Raw genomic sequence first — 15,840 nt, 5'->3', positions numbered from 1 at the left:
TATTCAATAATAAACAATCATATGTTATATTTAAAATAAATAAAAACAAAAATGGAGGTCAACAGATGGTCAAAAGTTTGTGGGATTCAGAAAAAGCTAAGAAATTGTCGGAAGGTTTAGAACAGTTAGTCTACCGTTCCAATTTAATCGGAGCTGATCGCGCTGTATGCAACTGGGGCGGAGGCAACACTTCAATGAAAACAATTGAAAGCGATTTCCGCGGCCGTGAAATTGAAGTCATGTGGGTAAAAGGAAGCGGTTCAGATTTAGCGACAATGAAAGCGCACAATTTTACAGGACTTAAATTGGACGATATCCGCCCGCTTATAGAACGAGATGAAATGTCCGACGAAGAAATGGTAGCTTATTTATCTCATTGCATGATTGATCACAAGCATCCACGCCCTTCGATTGAAACTTTGCTGCACGCATTTCTTCCGTTCAAGCATGTTGATCACACGCATCCTGATGCGATTATCAGCATTTGCTGTGCGGACAACGGAAAGCAAATTGCTGAGGAGATTTACGGCAACCGATTTGTTTGGGTGCCTTACGTGCGTCCTGGATTTACGCTTTCCAAAATGATTGCTGAAGGCGTGAAAAACAACCCGAATGCAGAGTTAGTGTTGATGGAAAAACACGGCTTAGTCACATGGGGCGATACTTCAGAGGAATGCTATGCAAAAACGATTTCTATTATTAATGAAGCAGAAAACTATATAAAAGAGCGAATCGATGAAGAAAAAGCATTTGGCGGATTAAAATATAAAGCCCTTTCCAAAGATGAAAGAAAAGAAATCCTAGCGGAAATACTGCCAGTTATTCGTGGTGCTGTAAGCGATGAAAGAAAAATGATTTTAACTTGGGATGACGGAGAGGATGTTCTTCAGTTTGTTAACAGTCGAAACGCAAAAGAACTTTCTCAAATAGGCGCAGCATGCCCTGATCATTTAGTTCACACGAAGCGGGTTCCTTTATACATCGAATGGGATCCGCAAACAGAAAATAAAGAGCAATTAAAGGAAAAAATAAAAGAAGGAGTTTCCAATTATAAAAAAGACTACAAAGCTTATTTTGAGCGGAACAAAAACGAAGGGGACAAAATGTTTGAAGCTGCCCCTAGAGTAATCTTAATTCCTGGTATTGGAATGGTGAATACAGGGAAAAACGAAAAAATGTCAAGGATCAGCGGAGCTCTTTATCATCGCGCCATCGCTGTCATGAAAGGGACAGATGCGATCGGGAAGTTCGTCTCATTAAACGAAAATGAGTCTTATAATGTAGAATATTGGCCGCTTGAGCTCTACAAATTAACGCTTGCTCCGCCAGAAGCAGAATTTTCGCGCAAAGTGGCTTTTGTAACAGGCGGTGCAGGAGGAATTGGCAGTGCGACGTGCCGACGTCTAGCCAGCGAAGGCGCACATGTTGTTATCGCTGATTTAAACATCGAAGGAGCAGAGGAAAAAGCTAAAGAAATTAACGAAAAATATGGCGAAAATCGTGCAATTGCCGTCAAAATGGACGTAACAAAAGAGGAAGAAGTGCAAGCTGCCTTTAAAGAAGCTGCCCTTGCCTTCGGCGGAGTCGATATTATTGTCAACAACGCTGGACTTGCTACATCCAGTCCGTTCGATGAAACAACTTTGCAAGAATGGAATTTAAATATGAACGTTCTTGGTACAGGATACTTTTTAGTAGCTCGCGAAGCGTTTAAACAAATGAAGACGCAAGGTATTGGCGGGAATATGGTATTTGTTGGCTCGAAAAATTCAATTTATGCTGGAAAGAATGCGGCTGCTTACAGTGCTGCAAAGGCGCTTGAAACTCATTTGGCAAGATGTATTGCTGCTGAAGGCGGCCAATACGGAATACGTGTAAACTCCGTTCTTCCGGATGCCGTTCTTCAAGGCTCTGCAATATGGGATTCCAAGTGGCGTGAAGAGCGTGCAAGAGCTTATGGAATTTCACCGGATGAATTAGAAGATTATTATAAAAAACGAACAACATTATTAGTAAATGTGTATCCTGAAGACATTGCAGAGGCGATTGCATTTTTTGCATCTTCTAAAGCTGAAAAAACAACAGGATGCATGATCACAGTTGACGGAGGTGTTCCAGCGGCATTTACTAGATAATCTTTCGACAATACAAAAGAGCAATAGCCTATTGGCCATTGCTCTTCATGAAAATTCTCCACATAACAGTTATCGGTTATTATAACGAATTCGTGAATAAGAAAGATTTAATCATTGCAGCAGGTCATCCCCCTTCAACAACGTACGGAGACTTAACCATCAGGAGGCTTCCGGAAAGCGGAAAAGGGCATAAAAACCTTTTCCGCTTTAAAAGATAATAGATGCGCTGTGAGAAAACTGCTTTGAGCCTGATGCGCTAAAAATATTGGTGACAATGATTTAATGATTCATTTTATAATGTGGTATATTATTTTCTGGCAGCGCTTGAAATCTTTAGGACATATTGGGGTAATGTGGTATATTATTTTCTGATAACTATTGAAAAACTTTTGAACATATTGGGGGGACGTGCAAGTTGCTTGTAGCCGAAAGACATAGGAAAATAGTTGAAATCGTTAACAAAAAATTAAGTGTACGAGTATCGGAGCTTAGCAAAATGTTTTCAGTCACGGAGGAGACGATACGAAGAGATTTAGAAAAGCTGGAAAAGGAAGGGAGGCTTCTGCGCAGCCACGGGGGAGCGGTCAGCATTGAAAGAGACCAGCAGCTCGAATTGTCCTATTTAGAACGTGAAGTCACAAATGCCAAAGAAAAAAAAGCAATCGCTGCAGAAGCAGTTAAGCTCATACAACCAGGAGACCAGATTGTTTTAGATGCAAGTTCGACGGCATGGTATATGGCAAAGGAACTGCCGAATGTACCACTAACAGTTATAACAAATTCCATTAGAGTAGCAATTGAATTAAGTGTCAAAGATCAAATAAAGGTAATGTCAACCGGCGGAATGCTCTCTTCAAAATCATTATCGTATATTGGTCCTCTCGCAGAACGATCTTTGGAAACATACCATGTCAATAAAGCTTTCCTATCCTGCAAAGGTGTGCATCTTGAAGGCGGTCTCAGCGATTCGAATGAATGGCAAGCATTAATAAAAAAGCAAATGATGGAGATAGCAGATAAAACCATTTTACTAGTTGACTCCAGCAAGTTTGGCGTTCGGACGTTCGCTTTAATCAATCATATTGAGAAAGTGGACGAAATTATTACAGATTCCAATATCCATCCAGCATATAAAAAAGAGTTTGAAGGAAAAAACACAAAAATCACAATCGTTCCTTTATCGTAAAAGGAGTCAAATTGTTTCAAAATAAAACAAAAAAAACAAAAAATTTTTTATAATAACACTCTTTATTTTTTTTGGTATATTTGATAATATAAAAACAAACAAAAATAAACAAAGGTTGTGTAAGCGTTGTTAAAAGGTATTCCAAAGAATCTTTCTCCTGAGCTGTTAAAAATTTTGATGGAAATGGGCCATGGTGACGAAATTGTCATTGCAGACGGGAATTTTCCGGCAGCAAATTTTGCTCAAAGATTGGTTCGAGCTGACGGACATGGTGTTCCTGAGCTGTTGGATTCTATCTTAGATTTGTTTCCGTTGGATACTTTTGTGGATAAACCGGTGGCTCTCATGCAAGTAGTAAACCAAAATGAAAGCAAACCGGCCATTTGGGACGAATATAAAAAACTTCTGGAGAAAAAATGTTCCGAACCATGGGATATAGAATTTATGGAGAGATTCAGCTTTTATGAAAGAGCCAAAAATGCTTATGCAATTATCGCAACGAGCGAGAGTGCGCTTTATGCCAATATCATTTTAAAAAAAGGTGTCATTTCATAATAGATTTCATTGGGAAACTAGTACATTTTCCGTTCAAGATGGAAGCGATAGGATGGTGGAGACAATATGGTGCAAAAATTTATTCTTGCTCATGATCTTGGGACAAGCGGAAATAAATCCACATTAATATCGCCGGACGGTGAAATCATAGCTCATACTACCTATCAATATTCCACCATTTTTTTGAAGCAGCATTGGGTTGAACAAAATCCGAATGATTGGTGGGATGCCGTGGCAAATGCATCAAAACAACTTATTTCAGAAGCAAAAATTGATCCGAAACAAATTGCATGCATTACGTTCAGCGGCCAGATGATGGGGGCTGTCCCAGTCAATCATAAAGGAGAAGCTGTAAGAAATGCAATTATTTGGGCTGATATGCGTTCGGCGCAAAAAACAGAAGCAATTGCAGAAAAGATAGGAATGAAAGAACATTATGAAATTACTGGAAACAGATTATCCCCATCCTATTCTGCAGCAAAAATTAATTGGATTCAAGAAAATGAACCATCTGTTCATAAAGAAACATTTAAATATTTACAAGCAAAAGATTATATAATTGCTAAACTAACGGGTAAATTTGCCACCGACTATTCTGATGCAAGCGGCACGAATCTATTAAATATTAAAAAGAAAGAATGGTCGGAAGAATTAATAAAATTATGGCAAATTGATGATGAAAAATTGCCTGAGATTTTGCCTTCAACAGCGGTTGTTGGTGAAGTTCATTCAAAGGCGGCGGAAGAAACAGGTCTGATGCCTGGTACACCTGTTGTAATGGGCGGTGCAGATGGGTGCTGTGCTGCATTAGGTGCAGGTGCGATTGATGAGGGAGATATTTTTAATTACATTGGCTCTTCTTCCTGGATCTCATTTTCGTCATCTCGTCCAGTTTTTGATCAAGAAATGCGGACATTCAATTTTATCCATTTGGATGAAAATAAATATATTCCCATCGGAACGATGCAAGCAGCAGGGACTTCCTTTCAATGGTTAAGAGACATACTGTTTCAAGACGTTTTGAAAACGGATGCAGCGAAGAATATTTATGAAATGATGAATGAAGAGGCTGAAAGCTCACCAATCGGCTCCAATCAATTGATTTTTCTTCCGTATTTAATGGGGGAGCGGTCTCCTTGGTGGAATCCAAACGCAAAAGGCAGTTTCATAGGATTAACGATCAATCATAAACGTTCTGATTTGATTCGTGCTGTTTTGGAAGGGATTTCAATGAATTTAAAACTTATTTTCGATGCTCTGCAAGAAAATTATGATCGGCCATTTCAAGACATATGGCTGTTTGGAGGCGGAGCGAAAAGCAGAATATGGCGGCAAATGCTGGCTGATCTTTTCGGTGTTACCATCCGTATACCGAAAATTTTGGATGAAACGACCTCAATGGGCGCTGCGGTTGCAGGCGGTGTAGGAGTAGGCCTTCTGAAAGATTTGACAGCAGCGAAAGCTTGGTGTGTTGAAGCTGAATCATTTGAACCAGATCAACACAACCATCAATCTTATCAAACAGCTTTGAAAGCGTTTGAACAAGTTTATAAACAAGTGGAGCCGATTTTTAATCAATGGAACGGGGTTGAATAAATGTACAAACAATTGTGCGAGAAAGGGGGAAAATCATGGACATTTATTTAGACACCGCAAATGAACAAGAAATAGAATTTGCTTCAAAATATGGATTTTTAGCAGGGATTACAACAAATCCAAGCATTATTTCAAGAGAAAATAGAGAGTTTCGGCAAATTATTGTGGATATTTCCTCCAAAATTAATGGAGAAGTCTGGTGCCAGGTAACAGGAGAAACAGCTGAAGAAATGATCCTTGAAGGGAGAGAAATGTCCACATGGGGAAAAGATATTGTCATTAAACTCCCGATGACTGAAGAAGGATTATCCGCAGCTTATCAATTGAAACAGGAAGGCATAAAGGTGAATATGACTCTTATTTATACACTGCCTCAAGTTGTATTAGCTGCCAAAGCAGGGGTGGATTTTATAAGCCCTTACATCGGAAGAATGGATGATCATGCGATTGACGGGCTGCAATTTATTAAAGAGGCAAAAGAAATTATTCATCAAATGCATGCGGAAACGAAAGTTATTGGAGCAAGCATCCGAAATCCGCAGGTTGTCGTTGATCTTGCAAAATCAGGCGCAGATGCTGTAACGATGCCATTTTATATTTTTAAGAAAATGTTTGCGTCAGATCTTACAAATATCGGGTTAAAAGGGTTTTTAAATGATTGGAAGCAGTATCAATCCGCGAAAAAATCTGAAAAATCTTATTAATGTAAAAGTGGAACAAAAATTCAGGACGGATAATGACAGTTACGTAAAGTAGGTGATAGGATGTCAGCTCAATTACTAAGAATGGAAGGGATAAGCAAAAGTTTTCCTGGAGTAAAGGCATTATCAAAAGTTCGACTGGATTTAAATTATGGGGAAGTTCTAGCATTAGTTGGCGAAAATGGTGCTGGGAAATCGACTTTAATGAAAATTTTGTCTGGAGTCTATCAAAAAGATGAAGGTGAAATCTACTTAGAAGGCAACAAAGTTGAAATTCCTAATGCGAAAGCAGCACAGGAAATGGGCATTAGCATTATACACCAAGAACTAAATTTAATGCCTGATTTAACGGTTGCCCAAAACATTTTTATTGGCAGGGAGCCTCGCACCGGATTTAATTTCTTTTTGAAGGAAAAGGAATTGAATGAAAAAACAGCCGAGTTGCTTGAGAAACTCAATATTAATTTAAATCCTAAAGAAACAGTATCAGATTTAACAGTGGCAAAGCAGCAGATGGTGGAGATTGCGAAAGCGTTATCTTACAATGCGAAAATTATCGTGATGGACGAACCAACTGCCGCATTGACGGAATCTGAAATTAAAACATTATTTGATTTAATTGAAAATTTAAAAAACAAAGGTGTTGGCATCATTTATATTTCACACAGAATGGAAGAATTGAAAGTCATTTCTGACCGAATAACAGTCATGCGCGACGGTCAATACATCGACACGTTATATACGAAAGATACAGATATGAAAAAGGTAATTTCGTTAATGGTTGGCCGTCACATCCAGGATGAATCTCGCCCTACAACGACGGTTTCAAAAGAGGCTGAAACAGTCCTGGAAGTGAAAAACTTATCGACCAAAAACTTTTTAGAAAATATCAGCTTTACTTTGAAAAAAGGAGAAATTTTGGGCTTTGCCGGTTTAATGGGAGCTGGACGCACAGAAGTAGCAAGAGCCATTTTCGGTGCTGACAAAATCGATGAAGGGCAAATTTTTATCAATGGAAAAGAAGTGAAAATCAATAAGCCTGAAGATGCAGTAAAACACGGAATTGCCTATTTGTCTGAGGACAGAAAGCGATACGGCTTAATGCTTGAAATGGACGTGAATTCGAATATTTTAATTTCTTCACTGAGCAATTATGTGAATTGGCTGACTTTTGTCAATGACTCAAAAGGATATGTAACATCAGAAGAGTATGTAAAGTCGCTGAAAATTAAAACGCCAAGCATCAAACAGCTAGCGAAGAATTTATCGGGAGGAAACCAGCAAAAAATTGTCATTGCCAAATGGCTTGCTAAAAACTGTGACATTTTAATCTTTGATGAACCTACACGCGGAATTGATGTTGGAGCGAAAACTGAAATATATCAGCTGCTGAATGAACTGGCTCAGCAAGGAAAATCCATTATTATGATTTCTTCCGAATTACCGGAAATATTAAGAATGAGCCATCGAATCATCGTCATGTGTGAAGGAAGAATCACCGGAGAGTTGACGAACGAGGAAGCATCTCAAGAAAAGATTATGGATTATGCAACACGAACTAGATCATAAATTGGAGTCCGATTTAAGTATCATTTATGTCAAAAGGATTTGGAATACAAAACGAGGAGGATCAATATGAGTACAGGAACTGCACCTAACACAGAGACAAAAAAGAGTGGAAATCTATTAAAATCCAATGCACTGCAACAAATATTGGCATTTGCTAGTTTAATTGTACTTATTCTGTTTTTTACCATTTCCTCCGATAACTTTTTAAATTGGACTAATATTACCGGGATATTATTATCAACGACAGTTATCGGAATCATGGCGTTAGGAACTACATTTGTTATTATGACTGGAGGAATTGACCTTTCCATTGGTACAGGAATGACGCTATGTGCTGTAATGACAGGGGTATTTATCGTCTTTTGGGATTTGCCAATTATAGTCGGCATTTTAGGCGGAATTTTGACTGGTGCTTTAATGGGATTTATAAGCGGATTCAGTGTTTCAAAATTAAAAATTCCTCCATTTATTGCAACATTGGCGATGATGATGATCGCGAAAGGATTAGCACTTGTTATTTCAGATGCAACTCCAATTTATTTTAGTGATAAACCTAGCTTCAGTGAAATTGCATTAGGTTCAATTATACCAGGATTTAATTTGCCTAACGGTGTCCTAATTTTCATTATTATGGCAATTATTGCAGGAATTTTATTAACGAAATCTATTTTTGGCCGCTTTACAACTTCTATTGGAAGCAATGAAGAAGCGACAAGATTATCCGGTATCAATACGGATAAATGGAAAATCATCATTTACACGGTTGCAGGTGTGTTTACAGGAATAGCAGGAGTTTTAATGGCTTCAAGGCTTAATTCAGCACAGCCTGCTTTGGGAGCCGGGTATGAGTTGGAAGCAATTGCAGCTGTCGTTATCGGAGGGACTTCGTTAAGTGGTGGTAAAGGAACTATTTTAGGAACAGTTATTGGGGCTCTTATTATGAGCGTATTAACAAACGGTTTGAGAATTATGTCAATCCCTCAAGAATGGCAGACAGTTGTTGTTGGATTTGTCATTTTGGTTGCAGTTTATATCGATATTATCCGTCGAGGCAAAAGCAGTTAAATTCCGTTTTTTATCTCTAGTTACAAACTAGAGTTAAAAAATAAAAAATTATAAGGGGGAAAATTCAGTGAAGAAATGGTTGTTAACTCTATGCGGTATTTTAATGTTGTCGCTCGTTTTGTCAGCATGCGGAAGCTCCTCGAAAAACGAGAGCGAAGGAAGCTCTGAATCCGCAGGAGGCGACAGTGGAAAACCCTATATCGCTATTGTCTCTAAAGGATTCCAGCATCAATTCTGGCAAGCTGTTAAAAAAGGTGCTGAACAAGCAGCAAAAGAGTTTGACGTAGAAATTACGTTTGAAGGCCCAGAAAGTGAATCTCAAGTCGACAAACAAATTGAAATGTTAAGAACAGCTATTGATAAAAAGCCGGATGCAATTGGTTTTGCTGCTCTAGACAGCCAAGCATCAATTCCTTTATTAAAAGAAGCGGATGAAAAAGGTATTCCGATTATTGCATTTGACTCAGGGGTTGACAGCGATATTCCTTTGGCAACTGCATCTACAGATAACAAAGCTGCTGCAGCGTTAGCGGCAGACAAAATGGCTGAAAAAATTGGAGGCAAAGGAAAAGTTGCGCTAATTGTTCATGACCAAACAAGTATAACTGGTGTTAACCGCCGAGATGGATTTGTTGAGAGAATAAAAGAAAAATATCCAGATATTGAAATTGTCGACATTCAATATGGTGGCGGTGACCAATTAAAATCTACAGACTTAGCGAAAGCAATCATCCAAGCGCATCCTGACTTAAAAGGGATCTATGGTGCAAACGAAGGTTCAGCTATCGGTGTAATTAATGCAGTAAAAGAAATGAATAAACAAGGCAAAATTGTTGTCATCGGCTTTGACTCTGGTAAACAGCAAATTGAAGCGATTAAAGACGGTACAATGGCAGGAGCCATTACACAAAATCCGGTCGGTATCGGCTATGAAACAGTAAAAGCTGCTGTTCAAGCAATCAATGGCGAGAAAGTAGAAAAGGTTATTGACACAGGATTCTATTGGTATGACAAAACCAATCTTGATAATGAAGAAATTAAATCTGCCATTTACGAATAATAACCTGAAAGCTGGGGATGCATTTTGCAGCCCCAGTTATACAAATACTTGAAGGGGAAAAAGATTAACCAGCTCATAAAAACAGGGTGAAACGAAACTTAAAAATTGTTTTCAAGATGATAAACATATACTAGAGGTGGAATTTAATGTCATCAGTAATCGGAGAACTAAAAAAATATGCACATAAAATTGTAGATGCTGGTTTAGTTGTTGGAGCCGGTGGAAATCTCAGCATGCGTGATGGTGAATACATGTACATTTCACCAAGCGGCTTTGATTTAAAGGAGATTGAAGATGATCAATGGGTTAAAGTAAAAATTGACACTGGAGAAGTTTTTGGAGATTTAAAACCTTCCTCCGAATTGCTCATGCATTTAGAATGCTTTCGGCGAAATCCAGAAATCAATGCAGTGTTGCATGCGCATCCTAGCTACTCTGTTGGAGTCTCTAGTGCAGGGAAAGATATCCCAATGCTTTTCCCCGATTTTCCTGCAATGGTAAAGAAAGTTTCCTACTTAGATTATATTATTCCTACAACCAATCTTTTAGCAGAAGCTGTTGGAGAAGTCATCCATGACAGCGATGTCATTGTGATGAGGAATCATGGGGTGCTCACAGTCGGCAAAACGATGAAAGAAGCATTTTTTTATATGCAATTAACCGAAGAATCAGCCAAAGTATTTACCATCGCTTCAACTGTCGGTACTCCGAGAATTTTAACGGAACAAGAGTGCGAAGATTTACGAAATTTATCATCCGAAAAGTATCGGGCCAGTCTGTTAAAGAAGAAGTCATAAACAGGCTTATTTTACGGGAGTGCGTATGACATGAAAAGAGTACTAGCTTTTGATTTGGGTGCTTCGAATGGTCGATTAATACTCGGAGAATATGAAAATAAAAAATTAAACATAACAGAAATTCACCGTTTTCAAAATAACCCCATCACGATCGGAGATCATTTGCATTGGGATTTAAACTACTTATTTACTGAAATGAAAAAAGGAATAAAAAAATTTGTCGAGGTTTATGGAAAAAGGATCGATGGAATTGGTTTTGATACGTGGGGAGTAGATTTCGGTCTCATTTCCGAGGAAGGAGATCTATTAGAAAACCCGTATTCTTATCGGGATACACATACCGTTCTCTTTATGGATGAAGTCCATGAGAAGATAGATAAGAAAAAACTTTTTCAAATGACTGGCGTAGAGCCAGCTGCCATCAATACGCTTTATCAGCTGTATGCGATTTTGAAAACAAGGCCTGAGCTAATAGAAAAGGCAAAATATATATTAATGACACCGAGTCTGTTCGCCTATTTGTTTACAGGGGAAATCAAAAATGAATTTACAATCTCGTCGACTTCTCAACTATTAAATTGGGAAAAAAAAGATTGGGATGAGACGATTTTAAATAAGCTGTTTGCAGATAAGGTGAATTTTGCACCTCTGGCAGAAACGAATCGCATTTTGGCCAAAACGAAAGCATCTATTAATAAGGAATTAGGGATCGATCCGGCCAATGTCATCGCGGTTCCAGGACACGATACAGCTTGTGCTTTAGGTGCCATGCCGATCCAAAATGATCAAACAAGCTGTTTTATGAGCTGCGGAACATGGGTGCTGATCGGTGTCACGGTGGAAAAGCCGGTTGTTTCAGATGAAGCTTATGAATGGGGCTTCACAAATGAAGGAACATTTGACGGGAAGTTCCGTTTGCAAAAAAACAATACCGGCTTATGGTTTATTCAACAGTGTAAAAAAGAATGGAACGATAATGGCGAAGGCATCTCCTATGAAGAAGAAAGCCGGCTGATAGAAGAAGCAGAACCGTTCCGTTCTTTTATAAATCCAAATGATCCATCGTTTTTTAACCCGCCAAGTATGCTGAAAGCCATTCAAGATTATTGTCAAAAAACTTCGCAGCCTATTCCGGAAACGAAAGGGCAATTTTTGAGATGTATATTGGAAAGCTTAGCTTTTCAATACCGTTTCGTGATCGAACGGCTGGAAAATTTAATCCATCATAACATCCGGTCGATTCATATGGGAGGCGGGGGAATACAAAACAAATGGTTTTGTCGATTTATTGCTGGCGCCGCAAAGCGTACCGTTTATGCAGGGCCGGTGGAAGCCAGCGCAATCGGCAATATGCTTTCTCAATTAATTGCCCTTGGAGAAATTGCAGACTTAGAAGAAGCAAGAAAAATTGTTACCAACTCCTTTAGCTTTAAAACATATGAACCCGAAAACTGTGATCATTGGGAAAAACATTATAAATCATTTCTAGCAATCATTAAATAAATAACATACAGGAGGAATGAAAGATGGCAAAAGATCCACGATATGTAGGAAATCTACCAAAGATAGGAATACGCCCGACGATCGACGGCAGAAGAAAAGGAGTTCGTGAATCATTAGAAGAAACAACAATGAACATGGCAAAAGCTGTAGCTAAATTACTGGAGGAAAATGTTTTTTATTATAATGGACAGCCAGTGGAATGTGTGATTGCAGATACATGTATTGGAGGAGTAAAAGAAGCGGCAGAAGCAGCTGAAAAGTTTGCAAGAGAAGGCGTTGGCGTTTCGATTACTGTTACTCCATGCTGGTGCTATGGAACTGAAACAATGGATATGGATCCTCACATTCCGAAAGCAGTTTGGGGATTCAATGGAACAGAAAGACCTGGCGCAGTCTATTTAGCTGCTGTTCTAGCAGGTTATAACCAAAAAGGACTTCCTGCCTTTGGAATTTACGGTAAGGATGTTCAAGATGCAGGAGATACGAATATACCTGAAGATGTAAAAGAGAAGCTCATTCGTTTTGCAAAAGCAGGACTGGCTGTTGCTATGATGAAGGGTAAATCTTATCTCTCCATTGGATCTGTATCAATGGGAATTGCAGGAAGTGTTGTGCAAGAAGACTTTTTCCAAAACTATCTTGGAATGAGAAATGAATATGTTGATATGAGCGAATTCGTGCGCAGAATTGAACTGGAAATTTACGATAAAGAGGAATATGAAAGAGCCTTAAAATGGGTGAAGGAAAACTGTAAAGTTGGTCCGGACAACAATCGCGACGGCTTTAAAAGAACAGAAGAGCAGAAGGAAAAAGATTGGGAAATCAGCGTAAAAATGGCTCTTATCGCACGCGACTTAATGGTTGGCAATAAAAAATTAGAAGAAATGGGATATGGAGAAGAAGCTCTAGGAAGAAACGCCATTGTTGCTGGTTTCCAAGGACAGCGTCAATGGACCGACTATTTCCCAAATGGAGATTTTATGGAAACGATTTTAAATTCATCTTTTGACTGGAACGGAAAAAGAGCGCCATATATTTTTGCAACGGAAAATGATAACTTGAACGGCATTTCCATGTTGTTCGGCTACCTTTTAACTAATACGGCGCAAATTTTTGCCGACGTGAGAACTTATTGGAGTCCGGAGGCTGTCAAGCGGGTAACTGGCTATACTCTTGAAGGGAGAGCGGCAAACGGAATCATCCATTTAATTAATTCTGGAGCGGCTGCATTGGATGGAACAGGAGAACAAACAAAAGACGGCAAACCAGTTATTAAACCATACTACGAATTGACAGATGAAGATATTAAAAAATGCTTGGAAGCAACACAATTTAGACCTGCTTCAACTGAATACTTCAGAGGCGGCGGATATTCAACTGACTTTTTAACAAAAGGCGGCATGCCTGTAACGATTTCGCGCTTAAATATTGTTAAAGGGCTGGGTCCTGTTCTGCAAATTGCAGAAGGATATACGGTTGATTTGCCGGAAGAAGTTCATGACGTGCTTGACAAACGGACCGATCCAACTTGGCCTACCACTTGGTTTGTTCCGAATCTAACCGGAGAAGGTGCATTTAAAGATGTTTACTCGGTTATGAATAACTGGGGAGCCAACCATTGTTCCATCAGCTATGGTCATATTGGAGCCGATTTAATCACGCTGGCATCCATTCTTCGCATTCCGGTAAATATGCACAATGTACCTGAGGAAAAAATATTCAGACCAGATGCTTGGAGCATGTTTGGAACAAAAGATCTTGAAGGCGCTGATTACAGAGCATGTAAAAACTTTGGGCCGATCTATAAATAACAAGTAACAAAGGAACGGGATGCTTATGAAAAAATACGCAATCGGAGTAGATTTTGGGACTGAATCTGGAAGAGTTGTCTTAGTAGATGTTGCAACTGGTGAGGTTGCTGGTACTCATTCCACACAATATAAACATGGAGTCATAACGGAAACTCTTCCTCATAAGCAGAAGAAGCTGAAAAACAGTACAGCTCTTCAGCACCCGCAAGATTATTTAGATGTGCTGGAAACGTCCATCCCGAGAGTGTTAGAGGATTCCGGGGTGAGCAAAGATGATATCGTCGGCATAGGAATTGATTTTACATCCTGTACAATTCTGCCTGTCGATGAACAATTAACACCATTATGTTTTCAGGAAAAATGGAAAGATGAGCCGCATGCATGGGTAAAATTATGGAAACATCATGCAGCGCAGCCAGAAGCAGATACAATTAATCAATTAGCAAGCGAGTCGAATGAAGAATGGTTAAAGCGTTATGGTGGAAAAATTTCGTCAGAATGGATGCTGCCGAAAATATTAGAGATTATACATGATCGTGAGGAGCTCTATCATGAAGCGGCATTGTTCCTTGAAGCAGCTGATTGGCTGACGTCGCTGATGGTCGGTGAAGTGAAACGAAATAGCTGTTCTGCCGGCTATAAAGGAATGTGGCATAAACAGGAAGGCTATGTAAGAAAAGAATTTTTAAAAAGACTTCATCCATTGATGGAAAATATTTATGAAACAAAACTGTCGGGTGAAGTGGTTCCGATCGGCAGCAAGGCTGGCGAGCTGACGGAAGAGTTTGCAGCAAAAATTGGACTAAAACCAAAAACACCGGTTGCCATTGGAATTATAGATGCTCATGCTGCTGTTCCAGGTGCAGGAGTTACCGCACCTGGAAGCATGGTTATGGTTATGGGAACCTCCACCTGTCATATGCTGTTAAGCACAAAAGAAGAGTTTGTCGAAGGAATCAGCGGAGTCGTCGAAGATGGAATAATCCCTGGCTACTACGGATATGAGGCAGGCCAGGCTGCTGTTGGCGACATTTTTGCATGGTTTGTCAAAGAGCTTGTGCCGGGTTATGTCGAAAGAGAAGCGGAGGCCAAAAATCTATCTATTCATCAATATTTGGAACAAAAAGCCAGCACATTGCCTCCAGGATCAAAAGGATTGCTGGCATTGGATTGGCATAATGGAAATAGAACTCCGTTAGTTGATGCCAATTTGTCAGGTTTATTAGTCGGTCTTACGCTGAATACAAAACCTGAAGAAATTTACCGTGCATTAATTGAATCAACAGCATTCGGGACACGCTTGATCATTGAAAGCTTTGAGAATGCAGGAATCGAAATTAATGAATTGGTTGCATGCGGCGGACTGCCTCATCAAAATGAAATGCTCATGCAAATATATGCAGATGTAACGGCAAGACCAATCAAGATCGCATCTAACAAAATCACATCAGCCATCGGAGCTGCAATGTTCGGAGCTGTTGCTGCAGGATCAAAACTAGGTGGATACGATACGATCGAAGAAGCAGCAGCAAATATGGCCAAATTAAAAGACAAAGTTTTTTATCCGAAACAGGATCACGTAGAAAAATATAATTTGTATTATGAAGAGTATAAAAAATTGGTAAACTATTTCGGCCGCGGAACGAACAATGTGATGAAAAAAATAAAAAATTAATACAAAATACGGGGGTGTCTAATAAGTCGCTTTTACGGCTTATTGATGCCCCCTTTAATGTTTTGAAACGTTGATATATCGATGTTTATGATTTTTTGCTTTCAATGGGGCCTGATTTTATGGAGGCTTCTTTTTTTATTTTGCACTGGCGCACAAAACTACTGATGCTAAATGTTTTAATAGAATC

General features: G+C 39.2%; 12 protein-coding genes. All 12 read left to right on the top strand.

Features of this window, described 5'->3' with window-relative positions; all coding sequences use genetic code 11:
- Positions 1 to 65 precede the first annotated feature (65 nt).
- Complete coding sequence (locus NSQ94_RS15985) at positions 66 to 2,135, top strand: bifunctional aldolase/short-chain dehydrogenase (RefSeq protein ID WP_144598060.1); 2,070 nt, start codon at positions 66 to 68, stop codon at positions 2,133 to 2,135.
- 415 nt (positions 2,136 to 2,550) lie between these two features.
- Entirely contained in the window at positions 2,551 to 3,321 is a 771-nt protein-coding gene (locus NSQ94_RS15980; RefSeq protein ID WP_066246791.1) for a DeoR/GlpR family DNA-binding transcription regulator, read from the top strand.
- A gap of 126 nt (positions 3,322 to 3,447) precedes the next feature.
- The gene (locus NSQ94_RS15975) at positions 3,448 to 3,876 is read left to right on the top strand and encodes an RbsD/FucU family protein (protein WP_063389250.1); all 429 of its coding nucleotides are present in this window, start codon (positions 3,448 to 3,450) and stop codon (positions 3,874 to 3,876) included.
- Between the two features lie 66 nt (positions 3,877 to 3,942).
- The gene (xylB, locus tag NSQ94_RS15970) at positions 3,943 to 5,472 is read left to right on the top strand and encodes a xylulokinase (RefSeq protein WP_339229658.1); all 1,530 of its coding nucleotides are present in this window, start codon (positions 3,943 to 3,945) and stop codon (positions 5,470 to 5,472) included.
- Between the two features lie 35 nt (positions 5,473 to 5,507).
- Entirely contained in the window at positions 5,508 to 6,176 is a 669-nt protein-coding gene (locus NSQ94_RS15965; RefSeq protein WP_066246789.1) for a transaldolase family protein, read from the top strand.
- 60 nt (positions 6,177 to 6,236) lie between these two features.
- Positions 6,237 to 7,742, top strand: coding sequence for a sugar ABC transporter ATP-binding protein (locus tag NSQ94_RS15960; protein ID WP_327873231.1), 1,506 nt, complete (start codon positions 6,237 to 6,239; stop codon positions 7,740 to 7,742).
- A 66-nt stretch (positions 7,743 to 7,808) separates the two neighbouring features.
- Positions 7,809 to 8,807, top strand: a complete 999-nt coding sequence (locus NSQ94_RS15955) for an ABC transporter permease (RefSeq protein ID WP_063389247.1) — start codon at positions 7,809 to 7,811, stop codon at positions 8,805 to 8,807.
- Positions 8,808 to 8,910: 103 nt separating this feature from the next.
- A complete protein-coding gene (locus NSQ94_RS15950; protein ID WP_063389293.1) occupies positions 8,911 to 9,867 on the top strand; it encodes an ABC transporter substrate-binding protein in 957 nt (318 codons plus the stop codon).
- A gap of 146 nt (positions 9,868 to 10,013) precedes the next feature.
- Complete coding sequence (locus tag NSQ94_RS15945; RefSeq protein ID WP_339194297.1) at positions 10,014 to 10,664, top strand: class II aldolase/adducin family protein; 651 nt, start codon at positions 10,014 to 10,016, stop codon at positions 10,662 to 10,664.
- A gap of 30 nt (positions 10,665 to 10,694) precedes the next feature.
- Complete coding sequence (locus NSQ94_RS15940; RefSeq protein WP_339194299.1) at positions 10,695 to 12,167, top strand: rhamnulokinase family protein; 1,473 nt, start codon at positions 10,695 to 10,697, stop codon at positions 12,165 to 12,167.
- Between the two features lie 23 nt (positions 12,168 to 12,190).
- Positions 12,191 to 13,978, top strand: coding sequence for an L-fucose isomerase (locus NSQ94_RS15935; protein WP_063389244.1), 1,788 nt, complete (start codon positions 12,191 to 12,193; stop codon positions 13,976 to 13,978).
- A 25-nt stretch (positions 13,979 to 14,003) separates the two neighbouring features.
- Positions 14,004 to 15,653: a ribulokinase gene (locus NSQ94_RS15930; protein WP_130156712.1), complete on the top strand. Its 1,650-nt coding sequence runs from the start codon at positions 14,004 to 14,006 to the stop codon at positions 15,651 to 15,653.
- Positions 15,654 to 15,840: the final 187 nt, after the last annotated feature.

The organism is Aeribacillus sp. FSL K6-2833 (assembly GCF_037965815.1).
In the GTDB taxonomy this organism is placed as follows: Bacteria; Bacillota; Bacilli; order Bacillales; family Aeribacillaceae; genus Aeribacillus; species Aeribacillus composti.
Note: the sequence above shows the minus strand (reverse complement) of the source record. Positions and strands in the feature narration are given on the sequence as shown.